Origin of the sequence: Proteus alimentorum (assembly GCF_002607735.1) — a bacterium.
Taxonomy (GTDB): domain Bacteria; phylum Pseudomonadota; class Gammaproteobacteria; order Enterobacterales; family Enterobacteriaceae; genus Proteus; species Proteus alimentorum.
Genome location: NZ_NBVR01000028.1, coordinates 19,727 through 37,578 on the forward strand (window position 1 = coordinate 19,727; position 17,852 = coordinate 37,578).

Consider the following 17,852-nt stretch of genomic DNA (forward strand, 5'->3'; position numbering starts at 1 on the left):
TACAAAAGTAGAATAAAGAGGAAAGTCGGTAGCTACTTTCCTCTTTTTCTTTTTTTCTAACTTTAAATTATCTTTTTATGACATTTTTATTAAAAATGTATTTTTTCGCTTGATTCTTACCCTAAAAGCACCAGATAATCGTTTGCGTCAAATTCTCTCACTCAATCCACACGAAAAGCCAAACGTTTGCTTTTGACTCCCTCTTAAATTTTTTATCAATAAGAGGTCATTCCAATTGATACGTAATCGTTTTCGTTTTTTGGAGAGTGAACCGTTTTTATGTCAGAGGAATGTAATGTCTGCTAATCAATCAGCAAGCACAGGTAAACTGGATAGCTATTTTAAACTTACAGCACGCGGCACAACTGTTCGCAAAGAAATGATCGCGGGTTTGACGACATTTCTGGCGATGGTGTATTCCGTGATTGTTGTTCCTAGCATGTTAGGACAAGCCGGTTTTCCACATACAGCGGTTTTTATTGCCACCTGTTTAGTCGCGGGATTGGGCTCTCTTCTAATGGGATTGTGGGCAAATCTTCCGATGGCAATTGGTTGTGCTATTTCATTAACCGCATTTACCGCTTTTAGCTTGGTCTTAGGACAAAATATCTCTGTGCCCGTTGCATTAGGTGCGGTGTTTTTAATGGGGTGTTTATTTACCGTTTTCTCATTAACAGGCATTCGCACTTGGATCTTAAAAAATATTCCAATCGGTATCGCACATGGTGCAGGAATAGGGATAGGACTTTTTCTACTTTTAATCGCAGCAAACAGTGTTGGACTAGTGGTTAAAAACCCGTTTGATGGTTTACCCGTCGCAATGGGGAAATTTACATCATTCTCTGTTCTGATGTCACTTGCAGGATTAGCCGCTATTTTCGGATTAGAAAAACGTAAAGTACCGGGTGGCGTGCTATTAGTGATTGTGGCTATTTCGATTATTGGTCTTATTTTTGATCCTAATGTGAAATATCAAGGCATCTTTAAAATGCCTCAATTAGGTGAAGATGGACTTTCTTTATTGTTTGCGATGGATATTAAAGGTGCCTTGCAGCCTTTAGTATTACCAAGTGTTCTTGCATTAGTGATGACGGCTATTTTTGATGCGACAGGGACTATTCGAGCTGTTGCAGGTCAAGCAAACTTATTAGATAAACGCGGGCAAATTATTAATGGCGGAAAAGCGCTGACTTCTGACTCTGTCAGTAGTATTTTTGCAGGTGTTATTGGTGCAGCACCTGCTGCGGTTTATGTTGAATCAGCCGCAGGAACAGCTGCTGGTGGTAAAACAGGATTAACTGCAACAGTGGTTGGTATTTTATTTTTACTGATCCTTTTCTTATCGCCTCTTTCTTATTTAGTGCCTGCTTACGCAACTGCACCTGCACTGATGTATGTTGGGTTATTGATGTTAGGTAATGTCACTAAGCTAGATTTCAGTGATTTTGTTGATGCGATGTCTGGTATGGTGTGTGCCGTATTTATCGTTCTAACCTGTAATATTGTAACGGGCATTATGTTAGGTTTTGGGTGTTTAGTCATTGGACGCATTTTTGCTGGTGAGTGGCGTAAACTCAATATTGGCACCGTATTAATTACTATTGCTCTAGTGGCATTTTATGCGGGTGAGTGGGCAATTTAATTTAAATAATCGGTTTTAAAGACAAAAGGCGGAATATATTTTTATTCCGTCTTTTTGCTATTTATTTATCTACTTTTATTCGCTATTGTCGAAATTAAGCCTAGTTGTTAAATTTTTGGTAGAATATATGCAAGAAATAAAAGTACGCCATGGTGAACCTGACGACGCATCAGCAATTCAACAGTTATATACACACCCTGATTTATATATTTGCACTTGCCAATTTCCTTACCCTTCAGTCACGATGTGGAAAAAACGATTACTTGAATTTGCAGAGCAAAATATTCCTCATTTTGTTGCCACAATAGATAACCAAGTTGCTGGGCACTTAGCGTTGATAATCGACTCACATCCTCGTCGTCGCCATATTGTCAGCTTTGGTATTGGTGTTGGTGCTGAATATTCAGGAAAAGGTGTCGGTAAATTACTGATTAATACAGCAATTGATTATGCTTTCAATTGGTTAGCCGCCACCCGATTAGAATTAGAAGTGTATTCAGACAACGAAAGGGGCTTGCATCTGTATAAGAAATTAGGTTTTGAGGTTGAAGGTGTACGTCGTAAAGCTGCTTTTAGAGAGGGTAAATATTGTGATGTTGTCATGATGTCGATGTTAAGAACAATTGAATAATCATTAGCATTACAAGCTAGCTCTCAAATTTAATTGCTATTGTCATTTATTTCTTATTTTTTATTTGATGACTTAACGTTTTACGTTTTTATACGGTCTATTACATTGCTTAGACTGAAAAAGAGAAATAAAAACGTATGCTTTCTATAATTAATGCCGTTAATAAATAGAGAGCAATAAATTGCGTACAATGTGCGGTGTTAGATACGATTAGTCTTAATTTTTAAATATTCTCACAGAGTCTGTGTGGGATCTGTTTAAAATAAGCATAGATTCATAGATAAAGAAAGATATGATGCGTGAATTTTACATAATATGTTTCTTTATTCTTCGGTTGGTTTCCCTTTTATAAGGGAAAGATGGCAGGTTTTCAGGATAAAAATAGGCATGTAAGGGTAACATGGAAATTTTCTTTACTATTTTAATTTTAATACTGGTGGTTTCAGTTTCGGGAGTTATCACAAAATTAATTCCCTTTCGTGTTCCGTTACCATTAATACAGATTGTGATAGGGGCTTTATTGGCATGGCCTCAGTTTGGTTTACATGTCACTTTTGATCCTGAATTATTCCTCGTTCTATTGATCCCACCTTTGCTTTTTGTTGATGGTTGGAAAACACCGACACGAGAATTTATCCAAAATGGGCGTGAGATTTTTATTCTTGTGCTTGTTTTAGTTATGGTGACAGTTGTTGGTATCGGTTATCTGATTTACTGGATGATGCCAAGTATCCCTCTTATTTCGGCATTTGCATTGGCGGCCGTACTTTCGCCAACGGATGCGGTCGCACTCTCTTCTATTGTCGGTAAAGGACGAATACCTAAGCGAATAATGGGCATCTTAGAAGGTGAAGCATTAATGAATGATGCTTCGGGTCTGGTTGCCTTGAAATTTGCAGTTGCGGTGGCAATGGGAACAATGGTGTTTACTGTTGGCGGTGCAACCCTTGAATTTTTTAAAGTCGCTGTTGGGGGATTACTGGCTGGTATCGGTGTCACCTTAGTTTACAGTAAATCTTTACGATTAATGAGTCGTTGGAGCGGAGACGATCCGGCTACACAAATCGTCTTTATGTTATTGCTACCTTTTGCCTCTTATCTTATTGCAGAACATATTGGTTTTTCAGGTATTTTAGCGGCTGTTGCTGCCGGTATGACTATCAGTAAATCAGGCGTGATTAGAAATGCACCTCTTGCGATGCGCTTACGTGCTGATAGCGTATGGTCAATGCTTGAATTTGTCTTTAACGGCCTTGTCTTTATCATGCTTGGCTTACAGCTTCCTATTATCTGGACAAGCTCTGTTATTCAAGCCGATCTTGACCCAGAAGTTGAAGTTTGGATGCTGTTCGCTGCCGTTTTCGTTATCTATTTTGCATTGCTGATCCTGCGATTTACATGGTTATGGCTAATGAAGAAAATCAGCCTGATCTTTATGAAAAAACATCCCCTTGATTTCGCTAATTACACAACGCGTGAGTTGTGGTTATCGTCATTTGCAGGTGTTCGTGGTGCGATTACGTTAGCAGGTGCGCTTTCTATTCCACTCTTTTTAACCGATGGCAGTACTTTCCCTGGGCGTTATCAAATTATCTTTATTGCTGCGGGTGTTATTTTACTGTCGATTTTAGTCGGTATTATCTCGCTTCCTTTCTTGTTAAAAGGCGTGAAAGCAACTGACAAAGAAGCAGATAAAAATGAAGTTCGCTATGCACGTAAAGTGATGGCTGAAGTGGCAATGGTTAGCCTGAATAAAATGGAAGAGCGCTTAGCGGCAAGTACTGAAGAGCAGTTGGATGCAGAAGAAATTAATGAAGTTGCTTCTCGTGTAACGGGTTATTTAAGACGCCGTACTGCGGATCAAGATGAAATGATCCATAACGCGTTAGAAGAAGATCTCGAAAGACGTTTTCGTTTAACAGCATTACGTGCTGAACGTGGGGAGCTTTACCATTTAAGAGCAACGCGAAAAATCAGTAATGAAACACTCCAACTATTGCTACATGAGTTGGATTTAATGGAAGCGTTATTAGTAGAGAAAGATAGCTAATTATGTGGTTGCTTGTTATTACAACATTGTTATGGGCTGCTTCTTTTAGCCTGATCGGCGAGTATCTCGCGGGTCAGGTTGATAGCTGGCTCTCTGTTCTGATCCGCGTTTCTTTGGCGGCGTTGGTCTTTTTACCTTTCTTACGTTGGAAGGGGATCCGCTTTAAGGTGATCCTGCTTTATATGCTAGTGGGGGCTTGCCAACTCGGTATTATGTATCTGTTTGTCTTCCACGCTTATAACTATTTGACCGTTGCAGAATTTTTACTTTTTACCGTATTAACACCGCTTTATGTCACGCTAATTTATGATTTATTAGAACGTCAGAAATTACGTTGGGGCTATGCATTCAGCTCATTATTAGCGGTATTAGGTGCGGCAATTATTCGTTATGACCATTTAAGTGATGATTTTTGGTATGGATTGTTATTAGTGCAACTGGCTAATATTTTCTTTGCTATTGGTCAGGTGGGTTATAAACGACTAATGGAAGTACATCCGATTCCACAACATCATGCATTTTCTTGGTTTTATCTTGGTGCTGTTGCCGTTTCACTGGTGGGGGCATTGTGTTTTGCCGATTGGCAGAAAATGCCAACAACATCACTACAATGGGGTGTTTTACTCTGGTTAGGCATTGGCGCTTCTGGAATAGGGTATTTCATGTGGAACTATGGTGCCACACAAGTTGATGCTGGAACCTTAGCGATTATGAATAACATGATGGTTCCAGCAGGATTATTAGTGAATTTTTCTATCTGGCAGCAACATCCAAATTGGCCAAGTTTTATCATAGGCGCGAGCCTGATTGTTGCATCACTTTGGATCCATCGACGCTGGATACGCCGACCTGTTTTACAAAAGGAAGATTGTTAACAGCGTGCTGGCCTGATAAGCGAATAAACTCTCGAATTGCCGGTTGATGTTGCTCGCCACTACGGTTAGCGGCATATAACCGGCTCCATAATCCCTCGCCTAATGTTTTTGTAACAACTAATCCTTGTTTTTCAAAATTCTCAACAGCCCAATGAGGTAATGCAGCGATTCCCATGCCGGCAGCAACCATTTGAATTAACAACAACGTATTATCGACATGTTTAAAATGTGGCGTGATCCCCGCTGGTTGTAAAAAATGGCGCCACACATCAAAACGTTCTCTTTGTACGGGATAAATAAATAAGGTTTCTGCAATTAAGTCTTGTGGCTGAATATGTAAGCGATTAGCAAGAGGGTGATCGGGCGATAAAACTAATTTCACTTCATAGTCAAATAATGGCGTGTAGTGTAAACGAGGATCGTCCAAAATATCGGATGTTAACACGACATCTAATTCTCGTTGTAATAATGCTGGCTGTGGATCAAAGGTAACACCCGAATGAAAATCAACAGTGACTTCAGGCCATGTTTGACGATATTGCTGTAATGCAGGGGTTAACCATTGAATACAACTATGGCATTCAATCGCGATATTCAAATTCACACTACCGGGCTCATTACACGCTTCAATGGCTCTACGAACGATAGGCAATACTTCTTCTGCTAATTTAACGAGCACTTCCCCCTGTGAAGTAAAGCGCAGTGGCTGGCTTTTACGTACAAAAATTCGATAACCAAGGCGATGTTCTAATTCACTAAATTGATGTGAAAGAGCCGATTGTGTTTGATGCAATTGATTTGCTGCGTTAGCAAGAGAGCCTGTGTGCTTCAAGGCTAAGATCGTTTTTAAATGTTTTATTTCTATCATGATAAACCTTCAAGTTGTTGATGAAAAATTTGCGCTTGTGATTTATACACTACCTGTAGATTATGGATGTGTAAACATCTAGACGGCTAAAAATAGGATTTTAATTATGACAATTCGCAATCACACACTCGGTTTCCCTCGTATTGGCTTAGATAGAGAGCTAAAAAAGGCACAAGAAAACTATTGGGCAGGTAAGATTTCACAGGAAGAATTGGTTGCAGTGGGTAAAGAGCTTCGTGCTCGCCATTGGCAACAACAAGCGGATGCAGGTGTTGAATTATTACCGGTTGGTGATTTTGCTTGGTATGACCAAGTGTTAGGGACAAGTCTACTGTTAGGTAATGTGCCACCGCGTCACCGTAATGAAGATGGCTCACTCGACCTTGATACTCTATTCAGAGTTGCTCGTGGTAGAGCGCTAACAGGTAAACCTGCGGCTGCATCTGAAATGACGAAATGGTTTAATACTAACTATCACTATATCGTGCCTGAATTTCAGCAAGGTCAGTCATTTACCTTTGCATGGAAAGAGTTACTAGAAGAAGTCGATGAAGCATTAGCGTTAGGTCATAAAATAAAACCTGTTTTACTCGGCCCAGTGACTTATTTGTGGCTAGGTAAAGTAAAAGGCCCTGAATTTGATAGATTAACGCTTTTAAAAGACATTTTACCTATCTATCAACAAGTTATTTCTGCATTAAAAGAGAAAGGTATTGAATGGGTGCAAATTGATGAGCCTGCTTTGGTACTGGATTTACCTGTTGAATGGCAAAATGCGTATCAAACAGCTTATCAAGCATTAACAGGACACGTTAAATTACTGCTGACGACCTATTTTGATGGTATTTCTCATCATCTTGATATTATTAAAAATTTACCTGTTAATGGGCTTCATGTTGATATTTCAGCAGGGCAAGATGATTTGCAGCACTTACACCAAGCATTACCTAAAGATTGGGTGCTGTCATTAGGTGCGATTAATGGTCGAAATGTGTGGAAAGCAGATTTAAGTACACGTTATCAGCAAGTAATTTCATTAAAAGGGACACGTCCATTGTGGATTGGTACTTCATGTTCATTACTGCATAGTCCAATTGATTTAAATGCAGAAACGAAACTTGATGATGAAGTCAAAAGCTGGTTTGCTTTTGCTGTTCAGAAATGTGAAGAAGTCGCTTTGTTAGCTAAGGCATTGAATGCGCCAGAAGGCGAGTATGATGAACAACTGGCACAATACAGTACGCCAATTCGTCAACGTCAGCACTCAACTCGTGTACATAATGCAACAGTTGAAGCGCGTTTACAGGCAATTGAAGCGCAAGACAGCGAAAGAAATTCACCTTATACCCAACGCGCAGAAGTACAACGTACTCGGTTTAATTTGCCATTATGGCCAACCACCACGATTGGCTCATTCCCACAAACAACAGAAATTCGTACTGTCCGTTTAGATTTTAAGAAAGGGCGTATCGATACGGCAGCTTATCGCACAAATATCAGCGAACATATTAAGCAAGCAATATCGGAACAAGAAAACCTTGGCCTTGATGTATTAGTTCATGGCGAAGCAGAGCGTAACGACATGGTGGAGTATTTTGGTGAACACTTTGATGGTTATGTGTTTACGCAAAATGGCTGGGTGCAAAGCTATGGTTCACGTTGTGTAAAACCACCGGTGATTATTGGTGATATTAGTCGACCAGCGCCCATTACTGTGGATTGGGCAACTTACGCGCAGTCGCTAACGGAAAAGCCAGTCAAAGGTATGTTAACAGGCCCTGTGACAATTTTATGTTGGTCGTTCCCTCGTGAAGATGTGACGCGTGAAACCATTGCAAAACAGATCGCACTAGCTTTGCGTGATGAGGTTGATGATTTACAAAAAGCGGGTATTGGTATTATTCAAATTGATGAACCCGCATTACGTGAAGGTTTGCCACTGCGTCGCGATGAATGGCAAGCGTATCTTGATTGGGCCGTTGATGCCTTTAAATTAAGTGCCGCCATTGCTGATGATGAAACACAAATCCACACGCATATGTGTTATTGCGAATTTAATGACATCATGGATTCAATTGCAGCACTAGATGCAGATGTAATTACAATCGAAACCTCACGTTCAGATATGGAATTGCTAGAAGCCTTTGAGCACTTTGATTATCCAAATGAAATTGGACCAGGTGTTTATGACATTCACTCACCTAATGTGCCAAATGTAGAATGGATCGTCGGTTTATTAAGAAAAGCACAATCTCGAATTCCCGCAGAGCGTTTATGGGTTAATCCAGATTGTGGATTAAAAACACGGGGTTGGCCTGAAACGCGAGCAGCATTAGCAAATATGGTTGAGGCTGCTAAATATTTACGTCAGAACGCGTAATAAAATAATTAATTGTTTATTAGCCTGTTATTTTTGAACTGTCACTTTAGATAAGTCGCATAGTCAAAATAGCAGGCTAACTTTATATAAAATTTAAAAAAGGTATTCATTAAAACCTAGAGTAAATCTTATTATTGATATTCAGTAGAGTTGCTATACTGCAAAATTCTCTAATTTTATGGATATAATTATTGTGCAAACTAGCATTAAACTTTCGGATAAAGTATTAGATGCTTTTCCAACTCGACCTTTGAAATTAGTTCCGCTAAGAGGCGACGGTGGATTATTTCGCACCTTATTCTTAGTTATTTTCATGTTAGCAATGACAGTATTTAGTGCTTATCAAATTCCTAATATTCTTTATGATTATAAAATCAGTGAGAATGCAGTACCTGTTGATGCTACGGTAAATGGCTCTTGTCGTTCTCAACTCGTTGTTCTGACTAACTGTAGTGTTGATTTACATTATAAAGGCAATGAAGTTTCGCGTAATTTTACTTTTTTAGATTTAGGCCCCAAAGATGTGTTAGTTGAACCCGTTGCTGATGCAAATGATCTCAGTAAAATGACCGTTGATGTGGCGATAGATAATATTTGGCTTCGTTTAATTAGCACTATTGTTTTTGTCGGCTTATTCGGTTTTAGTGTGATCTTTTTTATTTATCGTCAGATATTAACGAGTAAAGTGAGAAAAGCATTATTATCAGTGGGAACTCAACCTCTTAAGTTAATTGCCATTCCTGCAAAAATGGTTGTGAGTAATAAGCAATTTATTGCGACTTATCATCTTAATTTAGAGGGTAAAGATATTCGTATTGCTTATTCAGGTAATAAGAAAACACCGCCTATTGTGATTGAGCAAAATGGAAATACCTACGTATTAGCCGTTTATTCACCACAACAAAATATCCCTTATGCTTTGGATGTACCTTTAGAGCGTATTCAAGCAACACCTGAAGAGAAACAACGTTTTCATGAAGCGTTGATTGAAGAAGGTTTGCTGTAATCAATTTTGATTATTAAGCGGGTGATGCGTTTTCCCTTATGGGATGTAAGGGAAAATGCATTAAAACAGTCTGTTTATTTAGCCACCGAAAATCTTCGCTTTTAAAATATCCATCCCCGCACTAACTAAATCTAAGTCTTTAGGTACAACACCATCCGGCGTGACTTTATCAATTAATTTAGGTAAATATTGTGCTGCCATTTCAGACGCTTCTGTTGCACTTAAATTAACTTTTGACGCAAGTTCGTTAATAACAGGTGATGAAAAAACCGCGACGATTTGTTCAGCACTGATTGGTAAATTTGTATTTGTACTTATCCAAGATTGAATAAGCTCACTTAAACCCGCGGTATCAAATTGCTTTACTAAGCCTTCAATGCCACCTTGAGACCCAATCCAATCAAGGACAGTTTTATATTGATTGATTTTTTCGCCACCTAGTAGGCTTGCAATTTGGTTAAATAAGCTCATGTTTACTCCGGTGACGATGTGTTTGTCACATTTGATGTTTATTTTAAGGGCGGGTAGTTTACTCGCTATGTTCGTTGTACTTCAAGCTACTCGTCATACTTCAAGCCACAGCGTTGTTGACTGCGTTCATTCGCACTAGTCACATACTGATGTATGCTCCTAGCGACTCATTCACTTGTCGCCTAGCTGTGACTTGAATTATTTAGAGTACTTACTCGTTGAATTTTAAGCCGTAACGTTGTTGACTGCGTACATTCGCACTAGTCACATACTGATGTATGCGCCTAGCGACTCATTTACTTGTCGCCTAGCTGTGACTTGAATTATTTAGAGTACTTACTCGTTGAATTTTAAGCCGTAACGTTGTTGACTGCGTACATTCGCACTAGTCACATACTGATGTATGCGCCTAGCGACTCATTTACTTGTCGCCTAGCTGTGACTTGAATTATTTAGAGTACTTACTCGTTGAATTTTAAGCCGTAGCGTTGTTGACTGCGTACATTCGCACTAGTCACATACTGATGTATGCGCCTAGCGACTCATTTACTTGTCGCCTAGCTGTGACTTGAATTATTTAGAGTACTTACTCGTTGAATTTTAAGCCGTAGCGTTGTTGACTGCGTACATTCGCACTAGTCACATACTGATGTATGCGCCTAGCGACTCATTTACTTGTCGCCTAGCGGTGATTTGAGTTATTTAGAGTGTATATATTGGGGGATTTATATTCGATAATGTATTTATCGCATCTATACTGATGAGAGAAGTGTTTATTTTAGTTAATGATTGATACTGGCGAATACTGATAATGTGTTCGTGGATAATGTCTTTTATACGTCTTTTTTGTGATGATAATCACAATTTTATGAAATTGTTACTTTGTTTGATGTCCTGTAAGTGACGTTTATCACTAAAAAGGTCTGGAAAACTGATACAGTAACTTTTAATTTAATGATCATTGGTTTTGTCCCATTGAGGAGTCCGATATGTCTGATGTATTTCACTTAGGTTTAACCAAAAATGACCTACAGGGTGCCACTTTAGCAATTGTTCCAGGTGATCCTAAGCGTGTTGAAAAAATTGCAAAATTAATGGATAACCCAGTTCATCTGGCTTCTTTACGTGAATACACGTCATGGCGTGGCGAGATTGATGGCAAAGCTGTTATTGTTTGCTCAACAGGTATCGGTGGCCCATCTACCTCTATTGCGGTTGAAGAATTAGCACAGTTAGGTATCCGTACTTTCTTGCGTATTGGTACAACGGGTGCAATTCAAGAGCATATCAATGTAGGTGATATTCTTGTGACTACTGCTGCGGTTCGTTTAGATGGCGCAAGCTTACATTTCGCACCAATGGAATTCCCAGCTGTTTCTGATTTTGAATGTATGAACGCACTGTACAAAGCCGCTAAAGACAATGGCTCAACTGTACACGTAGGTGTTACTGCATCTTCAGATACATTCTATCCAGGACAAGAACGTTACGACACCTATACAGGTCGCGTTGTTCGCCGTTTCAAAGGCTCTATGAAAGAGTGGCAAGAAATGGGCGTCATGAACTATGAAATGGAATCTGCAACATTACTGACAATGTGTGCAAGCCAAGGTTTACGTGCCGGTATGGTTGCGGGTGTTATCGTAAACCGTACTCAACAAGAAATTCCAGATGCAGAATTACTGAAGAAAACTGAAAATAATGCGCTAGGTATCGTTATCGAAGCTGCTCGTATTTTAATGAAATAAGTTTTTTTTAATCAAATAGGAAAGCCCTTAATACCTTGGTATTAAGGGCTTTTTTTGTATGGTAATTCATCACGTTAATGTGTCAACAGACGCTGATTTCTGTTAAGGTCTTTGAGGTCTTAACAATACAACAATGAGAAGAGGCATTATGACTGATATCTTACAAACACATCCTTCGGTGTTGCCTTTAGTCGGCGGAATTAATTTTCGTGATTTAGGGGGTAAAAAATTGAGTAACGGTGGTGTTATTAGACCCGGAATGCTCTTTCGCTCTGGCTCACTGGACAGATTAACCAATACAGATCAATCTCTGCTCATTGATAAAAATCTTTTTCAAATCATTGATTATCGTGATAGTGGAGAGATTGTTGATAAACCAGATCGTGTATGGGAAGGTGCGCAATATTATCACGCCCCTGCAAACCCGCTATCCAAAGAAGTCTCTGCAAACCTCGAAAAGCTGACACCGGAAATACTTGAGCAGTTTGATGCTAAAGCTTTTATGTTTCAGTTATATCAATTATTACCTATTAATAACCCTGCCTATAAACAATTAGCTATGTTGTTAAAGCAACCCGAAAAAGGGGGGGTTGTGCAACATTGTGCGGTAGGTAAAGACAGAACCGGTGTTGGCTCCGCTTTAGTACTATTTGCTCTTGGTGCGTCTTTAGATGTGGTGATGGAAGATTACCTTCTTACCAATGAAACATTAGCGCCTTATCGTGCTTATCTTTTAGAAGAACATGCCAAAACAATGAGTGATAACATTGTTGATAAATTTGCCTATGTTTATTCAGTACAAGAAGAGTTTCTGCAAACGGCATTGGCCAGTATTAATCAGCATTACGGTAATGTGGATACTTGGCTAGAGAAAGATATCGGTTTAGATGCTTCTAGCCGAGATACCTTACAAAATTATTTTCTCGAATAATAAAGTGATTTATATTCGGTTAATCAAAATATTTTATTTAACTTAGGTTAACCGAATTTAAGGCCTCTATTTTGACCGTACAAGACATTATTCATACCATCACTCTCTTTGTAAAAGAGCACGAAATTTGGGCTATTCCAATTGTGTTTTTGCTTGCTTTTGGTGAATCACTCGCGTTTATTTCTTTGCTTATTCCTGCCACGGTTATTTTATTGGGATTAGGTGCCTTAATTGGTGAAAGTGGCTTATTTTTCTGGCCTATATGGCTTGCTGCCGCGTTAGGCGCTTTCTTTGGTGATTGGGTATCGTACTGGGTAGGATTTCACTATAAAGAGGGCGTGAGAAACTTGTGGCCCATTTCACGTTCACCACAAACATTGGTTAGAGGTCATCAATTTTTTAATCGTTGGGGAATCTGGGGTGTGTTTATTGGGCGATTTTTTGGACCTTTTCGTGCAATTGTTCCATTAGTTGCGGGTATTTGTGCGATGCCACAACGTTATTTTCAAATTGCTAATTTAACATCAGCCATGATTTGGGCATTCGGTATTTTGGCGCCCGGTGCTTTTGGTTTGCAATGGCTTGCGAAATGGATGGGATAATTGCGTGTTTTATCGCAAATCAAGTCACGATGTAAATTGTTGCTAGACAATATTACCTATGCGTTTTAACGTAGCCCGCTGGAAAGTAAAAAGGTCACTTTAGTGGATATTCAGTTGTTATATGGGATCATTGGTTTATTAGGTGGTGTACTTGTTGGCGGCGTGCTGGTTTGGTGGTCTATCCAACAACGTTTATCCGACAAAGAAGCCATGCTACGTGAAAATCATACACAGCTTGCTATCGCCCAAGAAAAAGCGGTGATTATCCCCTCATTGCAACAACATATAGAACAGCTAGAACAAGAATTACGTGCTCAGAGAGAAATTATTACTTCTCAAGAAGCAGAATTAAGAGAAGTGACAACGCGTTGGGAAGAAAGCCGAATATCCGCAGAAGAAAAGCAGCGATTATTAATGAATAGTGAGCAACGGCTTGCAACACAGTTTGAGAATTTAGCTAATCGTATTTTCGAACAGAGTGGGCGTAAAGCAGAGGAGCTAAATCGCCAAGGATTAACACATTTACTTTCACCATTTCGTGAACAGCTCGAAAGCTTTCGGCGACAAGTTCAAGAGGGTTTTGGGCAAGAAGCCAGAGAGCGACATACTTTGGTTCATGAAATTCGCCAGCTCCAACAATTGAATGTAAAAATGGCACAAGAAGCCGTTAACTTAACGCATGCCTTAAAAGGGGATAATAAAGTTCAAGGTAACTGGGGCGAAACGGTATTAGCACGTATATTAGAGTCTTCAGGATTACGTGAAGGCCATGAGTTTGAAACACAGGTAAGTATTCGACATGAAAATGGCAGTCGCTATCAACCTGATGTGATTGTGCATCTACCTCATGGTAGAGATGTTATTATCGACGCTAAAATGTCGCTGGTGGCATATGAAAAGTATTTTAGTAGTAATAATGATAATGAACGTAAACAAGCGCTTTATGCGCATGTGAACTCAATTAAAGCGCATATTAAAGGATTGAGTGTAAAAGATTATCATAAACTACCGGGTGTAACGTCTTTAGACTATGTTTTAATGTTTATACCTATTGAGCCCGCTTATCTTGTTGCAATTGGTCATTCTCCAGACTTGCTAGAAGAAGCATTGAAAAACAATATTATGTTAGTTGGGCCATCTACTTTACTTGTTGCTTTACGTACAATAGCTGCATTGTGGCGTTATGAATATCAGAGCCAAAACGCACAAGAAATTGCAGACAGAGCGGCTAAAATGTATGACAAATTAAGACTTTTCGTTGATGATATGCAAGGGCTAGGAAACAGTATTCAAAAAGCGCAGTCTGGCTATCTATTAGCGATGAAAAAACTCTCTGAAGGTCGTGGAAATCTTATTAGTCAAGCGGAAAGCTTTAAATCCTTAGGGGTTGAGATAAAAAAAACGATTGATAATGATCTCATTGAAAAATCAGCATCTGATTGATTTGATAAAATAAAGAGATAAAAATTTCTGGAAACGACCAGTACTGAATTTACTAAATTTTGATTAATTGGCGGGCAAATAATATGACTCAACAAACTAAGGAAACAACAGATTTTGGTTTCCAAACCGTTGACAAAGATGATAAACAAACCATGGTTGCAAGGGTTTTTCACTCTGTCGCGTCTAAGTATGATTTAATGAATGACTTGATGTCTTTCGGTATTCACCGCATTTGGAAGCGTTATACCATAGAAGCAAGTGGTGTAAGACGTAACCAACGTGTTCTTGATCTTGCCGGTGGTACGGGTGATTTAACAGCTAAATTCTCTCGTCTTGTGGGCGAAAATGGGGAAGTTGTTTTAGCGGATATCAATGACTCAATGTTGAAAATGGGGCGTGAAAAGCTACGCGATCACGGTATTGTGGGTAATGTTAACTATGTACAAGCGAATGCGGAAGAGTTACCGTTCCCTGATAACCATTTTGATTGCATCACTATCTCCTTTGGCTTACGTAATGTGACCGATAAAGCAAAAGCGCTACGTTCAATGTTCCGTGTATTAAAGCCAGGCGGACGTCTGCTGGTGCTGGAATTCTCTAAACCCGTTCTTGATCCTTTAAGCAAGATTTATGATGCTTACTCTTTCCATATCCTACCGAAAATTGGTCAAGTGATTGTGAATGATGCTGAAAGTTACCGTTATTTAACGGAGTCAATTCGCATGCATCCAGACCAAGAAACACTAAAAGGTATGATGGAAGAAGCGGGATTTGATCAAGTTACCTATACCAATATGACTGGAGGTATAGTTGCCTTACACAAAGGATTTAAATTCTGAGATGGAAAAAGCCACTTTTTCTCATGATATTGCTTCTCAAGTACTGTATCCGCTACTAACAGCATCAATGGAAACAGCACTTAATCACGTTTTATATCAGGAAAATGTGCTTAAACCTGCCCGCAATCGCCTTGCGGGCAAAGTGTTGGCGCTTTCTATCAATGAGTTTCCTCGTTCCATCTACTTAGTCTTTAGCGAACAACAAGTTGATGTATTAAGTCAGTGGGATGATGAAACTGATTGCTTGATAAAAACAAAACTATTAACTCTGATTAAGCTTCGTGACCGTCAAAAAATGTCAGAACTTATCAACCGTGGCGATATCACTATTGATGGTGATATGCAGGTTGTTCAAAATTGGTCTGCATTATTAGATATGGCGCAGTGGGATCCCGCGCAATATTTAGCACCTTATATTGGTGATATTGCGGCACAAAGCCTGACTGTTGTTGCAGGAAAGGGCGTTCAGTTATTTTCTTCACTCTTGAGTCACCAAAAAGATTATTTACGTGATGCGTTAATTGAAGAGTGGAAAACCGCACCTAGTGCATTAGAAACAGTCCATTTTTATGATGAAATAGAAGAAGTTGCACAGCAAACAGCCGAACTGGAAAAACGGTTAGGCACATTGGAGAAAAAATAATGCTCCTTAGTGAGTTAAAGCGCCTCTATCATATTATTCAGGTATTTTTATCTTATGGGCTTGATGAGTTAATTCCTAAACACCGAATTACTTTACCTGCAAGATTAGGATGCCGAGCACTATTTTGGATCAAAAATAAACATCCAGAAAAACCATTAGGTGAACGCTTACGACTCGCATTGCAAACATTAGGCCCTGTTTGGATTAAATTAGGCCAAATGTTATCAACTCGACGTGATCTTTTCCCTCCTCAAATCGCTGATCAGCTTGCTTTATTGCAAGACAAAGTTGCTCCTTTTGATGGTAAGAAAGCACGACAATATATTGAAAACTCATTTGGTGGCCCTATCGACCAATGGTTTGATGATTTTGATGAAACGCCACTGGCTTCCGCTTCTATTGCGCAGGTTCACACTGCAAAATTAAAAGAAAACGGTAAAGAAGTGGTACTAAAGGTGATTCGTCCCGATATCCAACCCGTGATCAAAGCGGATATCCGTTTGATGTATCGCTTGGCAAATCTATTACCATTTTTACCTGATGGTCGCCGTTTACGACCCAAAGAGGTGATCCGCGAATACGAAAAAACATTACTTGATGAGCTAAATTTACTGCGTGAAGCTGCAAATGCTATTCAGCTACGTCGTAATTTTGAAAATAGCTCTATGTTGTATATTCCTGAAGTGTATTCAGATTACTGCCATGAAAACGTGATGGTCATGGAGCGTATTTATGGTATTCCCGTTTCTGACATTGAAGCGTTGAATGCACAAAAGACGAATATGAAGCTTCTTGCAGAGCGTGGTGTTAAAGTCTTTTTTACTCAAGTATTTAGAGACAGTTTTTTCCATGCTGACATGCATCCAGGTAATGTGTTTATTAGCTATGATCACCCTGAAAATCCATATTATATCGGTATTGATTGCGGTATCGTTGGCTCATTAAATAAAGAAGATAAACGCTATTTAGCTGAAAACTTCTTAGCTTTCTTTAACCGTGATTATCGAAAAGTTGCAGAATTACATGTTGATTCAGGCTGGGTGCCAGCAGATACCAATGTGGAAGATTTTGAATTTGCGATCCGTACTGTGTGTGAACCGATTTTTGAAAAGCCACTTTCTGAGATCTCATTTGGACATGTGTTACTTAATCTTTTCAATACAGCACGTCGTTTCAATATGGAAGTACAACCGCAGCTAGTGTTACTTCAAAAAACATTACTTTATGTGGAAGGGCTTGGGCGCCAGTTATATCCACAATTGGATTTATGGAAAACGGCAAAACCTTTCTTAGAAGATTGGTTACATAGTCAAATAGGTATCACCGCATTGGTGAATGGTATAAAGAGCAAAGCGCCTTACTGGATTGAAAAAATGCCAGAGATACCAGAACTGGTTTATGATAGTCTGAAGCAACATAAAAATATGAAGTTAACGCTAGACAAATTGACGGAACAAATAAGTTCGCAAAGAGTCAAACAGAGACAGTCTCTATTTTTATTGGGTATAGGTACAACACTGTTTTTATGCGGTAGCCTGTTTTTTGTTTCTGGTTTTAAAACATTATTCAGTGTTTTTATCAGTTTAGGTCTTCTTGCATGGATTTTGGGTTGGTTTAGATCGGGTAATGCACAATAAAAACACATCAAAGTTTGTCTTTGAGCAAGTTAAAAGATGAATTCGAGATTCCCGAAAATTGAATTCGTTGTATATAATGGGCACTG

The 17,852-nt window shown here is 39.2% G+C and carries 15 protein-coding genes; 13 read left to right on the plus strand and 2 right to left on the minus strand.

Annotation, left to right across the window (positions count from 1 at the left end):
• The first annotated feature begins 295 nt into the window (after nucleotides 1-295).
• The 4 genes from B6258_RS10335 to B6258_RS10350 all read left to right on the plus strand — a co-directional run bounded on the left by B6258_RS10335 (nucleotide 296) and on the right by B6258_RS10350 (nucleotide 5,198).
• Nucleotides 296-1,642 (plus strand): NCS2 family permease, encoded by a 1,347-nt coding sequence (locus B6258_RS10335; RefSeq protein WP_099075192.1) that lies wholly within the window; start codon nucleotides 296-298, stop codon nucleotides 1,640-1,642.
• Between the two features lie 127 nt (nucleotides 1,643-1,769).
• On the plus strand, nucleotides 1,770-2,273 hold the full coding sequence (locus tag B6258_RS10340; protein ID WP_099075193.1) for a GNAT family N-acetyltransferase: 504 nt from the start codon (nucleotides 1,770-1,772) through the stop codon (nucleotides 2,271-2,273).
• Nucleotides 2,274-2,673: 400 nt separating this feature from the next.
• Nucleotides 2,674-4,323, plus strand: a complete 1,650-nt coding sequence (locus B6258_RS10345; RefSeq protein ID WP_099075194.1) for a Na+/H+ antiporter — start codon at nucleotides 2,674-2,676, stop codon at nucleotides 4,321-4,323.
• A 2-nt stretch (nucleotides 4,324-4,325) separates the two neighbouring features.
• Entirely contained in the window at nucleotides 4,326-5,198 is an 873-nt protein-coding gene (locus B6258_RS10350) for a carboxylate/amino acid/amine transporter (protein ID WP_099075195.1), read from the plus strand.
• On the opposite strand, the gene metR is transcribed toward B6258_RS10350, so the two are convergent.
• Nucleotides 5,113-6,066, minus strand: coding sequence for an HTH-type transcriptional regulator MetR (gene metR / locus B6258_RS10355; protein WP_075672279.1), 954 nt, complete (start codon nucleotides 6,064-6,066; stop codon nucleotides 5,113-5,115). The genes B6258_RS10350 and metR overlap by 86 nt on opposite strands.
• 106 nt (nucleotides 6,067-6,172) lie before the next feature.
• On the opposite strand from metR, the gene metE reads away from it, so the two are divergent.
• Together metE and B6258_RS10365 are read left to right on the plus strand one after the other, a co-directional pair.
• On the plus strand, nucleotides 6,173-8,446 hold the full coding sequence (metE, locus tag B6258_RS10360) for a 5-methyltetrahydropteroyltriglutamate--homocysteine S-methyltransferase (protein ID WP_099075196.1): 2,274 nt from the start codon (nucleotides 6,173-6,175) through the stop codon (nucleotides 8,444-8,446).
• Between the two features lie 178 nt (nucleotides 8,447-8,624).
• Nucleotides 8,625-9,452, plus strand: a complete 828-nt coding sequence (locus B6258_RS10365; RefSeq protein WP_099075197.1) for a hypothetical protein — start codon at nucleotides 8,625-8,627, stop codon at nucleotides 9,450-9,452.
• A 78-nt stretch (nucleotides 9,453-9,530) separates the two neighbouring features.
• Here the strand turns inward: B6258_RS10365 and B6258_RS10370 are convergent, their stop codons facing one another.
• A complete protein-coding gene (locus tag B6258_RS10370; protein WP_099075198.1) occupies nucleotides 9,531-9,923 on the minus strand; it encodes a YidB family protein in 393 nt (130 codons plus the stop codon).
• Nucleotides 9,924-10,912: 989 nt separating this feature from the next.
• Between B6258_RS10370 and udp the strand changes: the two genes are divergently transcribed.
• The 7 genes from udp (at nucleotide 10,913) to ubiB (ending at nucleotide 17,766) form a co-directional block, all read left to right on the plus strand.
• Nucleotides 10,913-11,671: a uridine phosphorylase gene (gene udp / locus B6258_RS10375; RefSeq protein ID WP_023583501.1), complete on the plus strand. Its 759-nt coding sequence runs from the start codon at nucleotides 10,913-10,915 to the stop codon at nucleotides 11,669-11,671.
• A gap of 148 nt (nucleotides 11,672-11,819) precedes the next feature.
• Nucleotides 11,820-12,602: a tyrosine-protein phosphatase gene (locus B6258_RS10380; protein ID WP_099075199.1), complete on the plus strand. Its 783-nt coding sequence runs from the start codon at nucleotides 11,820-11,822 to the stop codon at nucleotides 12,600-12,602.
• A 71-nt stretch (nucleotides 12,603-12,673) separates the two neighbouring features.
• A complete protein-coding gene (locus B6258_RS10385) occupies nucleotides 12,674-13,204 on the plus strand; it encodes a DedA family protein (RefSeq protein ID WP_099075200.1) in 531 nt (176 codons plus the stop codon).
• 102 nt (nucleotides 13,205-13,306) lie between these two features.
• On the plus strand, nucleotides 13,307-14,647 hold the full coding sequence (gene rmuC, locus B6258_RS10390) for a DNA recombination protein RmuC (protein WP_099075201.1): 1,341 nt from the start codon (nucleotides 13,307-13,309) through the stop codon (nucleotides 14,645-14,647).
• Between the two features lie 83 nt (nucleotides 14,648-14,730).
• Nucleotides 14,731-15,486, plus strand: a complete 756-nt coding sequence (ubiE, locus tag B6258_RS10395) for a bifunctional demethylmenaquinone methyltransferase/2-methoxy-6-polyprenyl-1,4-benzoquinol methylase UbiE (RefSeq protein WP_099075202.1) — start codon at nucleotides 14,731-14,733, stop codon at nucleotides 15,484-15,486.
• 1 nt (nucleotide 15,487) lies between these two features.
• Nucleotides 15,488-16,129: a ubiquinone biosynthesis accessory factor UbiJ gene (locus B6258_RS10400; RefSeq protein ID WP_099075203.1), complete on the plus strand. Its 642-nt coding sequence runs from the start codon at nucleotides 15,488-15,490 to the stop codon at nucleotides 16,127-16,129.
• Nucleotides 16,129-17,766 carry a ubiquinone biosynthesis regulatory protein kinase UbiB gene (gene ubiB / locus B6258_RS10405; RefSeq protein ID WP_023583497.1) on the plus strand — a complete coding sequence of 546 codons (1,638 nt, stop codon included), beginning with the start codon at nucleotides 16,129-16,131 and terminating at the stop codon, nucleotides 17,764-17,766. Before B6258_RS10400 ends, ubiB begins: the two co-directional genes overlap by 1 nt.
• Nucleotides 17,767-17,852 lie beyond the last annotated feature (86 nt).

Coding starts and splice junctions, on each gene's coding strand:
- metR (WP_075672279.1), bottom strand. CDS start 6,066: ATGATAGAAATAAAACATTTAAAAACGATCTTAGCCTTGAAGCACACA.
- B6258_RS10345 (WP_099075194.1), top strand. CDS start 2,674: ATGGAAATTTTCTTTACTATTTTAATTTTAATACTGGTGGTTTCAGTT.
- B6258_RS10335 (WP_099075192.1), top strand. CDS start 296: ATGTCTGCTAATCAATCAGCAAGCACAGGTAAACTGGATAGCTATTTT.
- B6258_RS10370 (WP_099075198.1), bottom strand. CDS start 9,923: ATGAGCTTATTTAACCAAATTGCAAGCCTACTAGGTGGCGAAAAAATC.
- metE (WP_099075196.1), top strand. CDS start 6,173: ATGACAATTCGCAATCACACACTCGGTTTCCCTCGTATTGGCTTAGAT.
- B6258_RS10400 (WP_099075203.1), top strand. CDS start 15,488: ATGGAAAAAGCCACTTTTTCTCATGATATTGCTTCTCAAGTACTGTAT.
- B6258_RS10365 (WP_099075197.1), top strand. CDS start 8,625: ATGGATATAATTATTGTGCAAACTAGCATTAAACTTTCGGATAAAGTA.
- B6258_RS10380 (WP_099075199.1), top strand. CDS start 11,820: ATGACTGATATCTTACAAACACATCCTTCGGTGTTGCCTTTAGTCGGC.
- ubiE (WP_099075202.1), top strand. CDS start 14,731: ATGACTCAACAAACTAAGGAAACAACAGATTTTGGTTTCCAAACCGTT.
- B6258_RS10350 (WP_099075195.1), top strand. CDS start 4,326: ATGTGGTTGCTTGTTATTACAACATTGTTATGGGCTGCTTCTTTTAGC.
- ubiB (WP_023583497.1), top strand. CDS start 16,129: ATGCTCCTTAGTGAGTTAAAGCGCCTCTATCATATTATTCAGGTATTT.
- udp (WP_023583501.1), top strand. CDS start 10,913: ATGTCTGATGTATTTCACTTAGGTTTAACCAAAAATGACCTACAGGGT.
- B6258_RS10340 (WP_099075193.1), top strand. CDS start 1,770: ATGCAAGAAATAAAAGTACGCCATGGTGAACCTGACGACGCATCAGCA.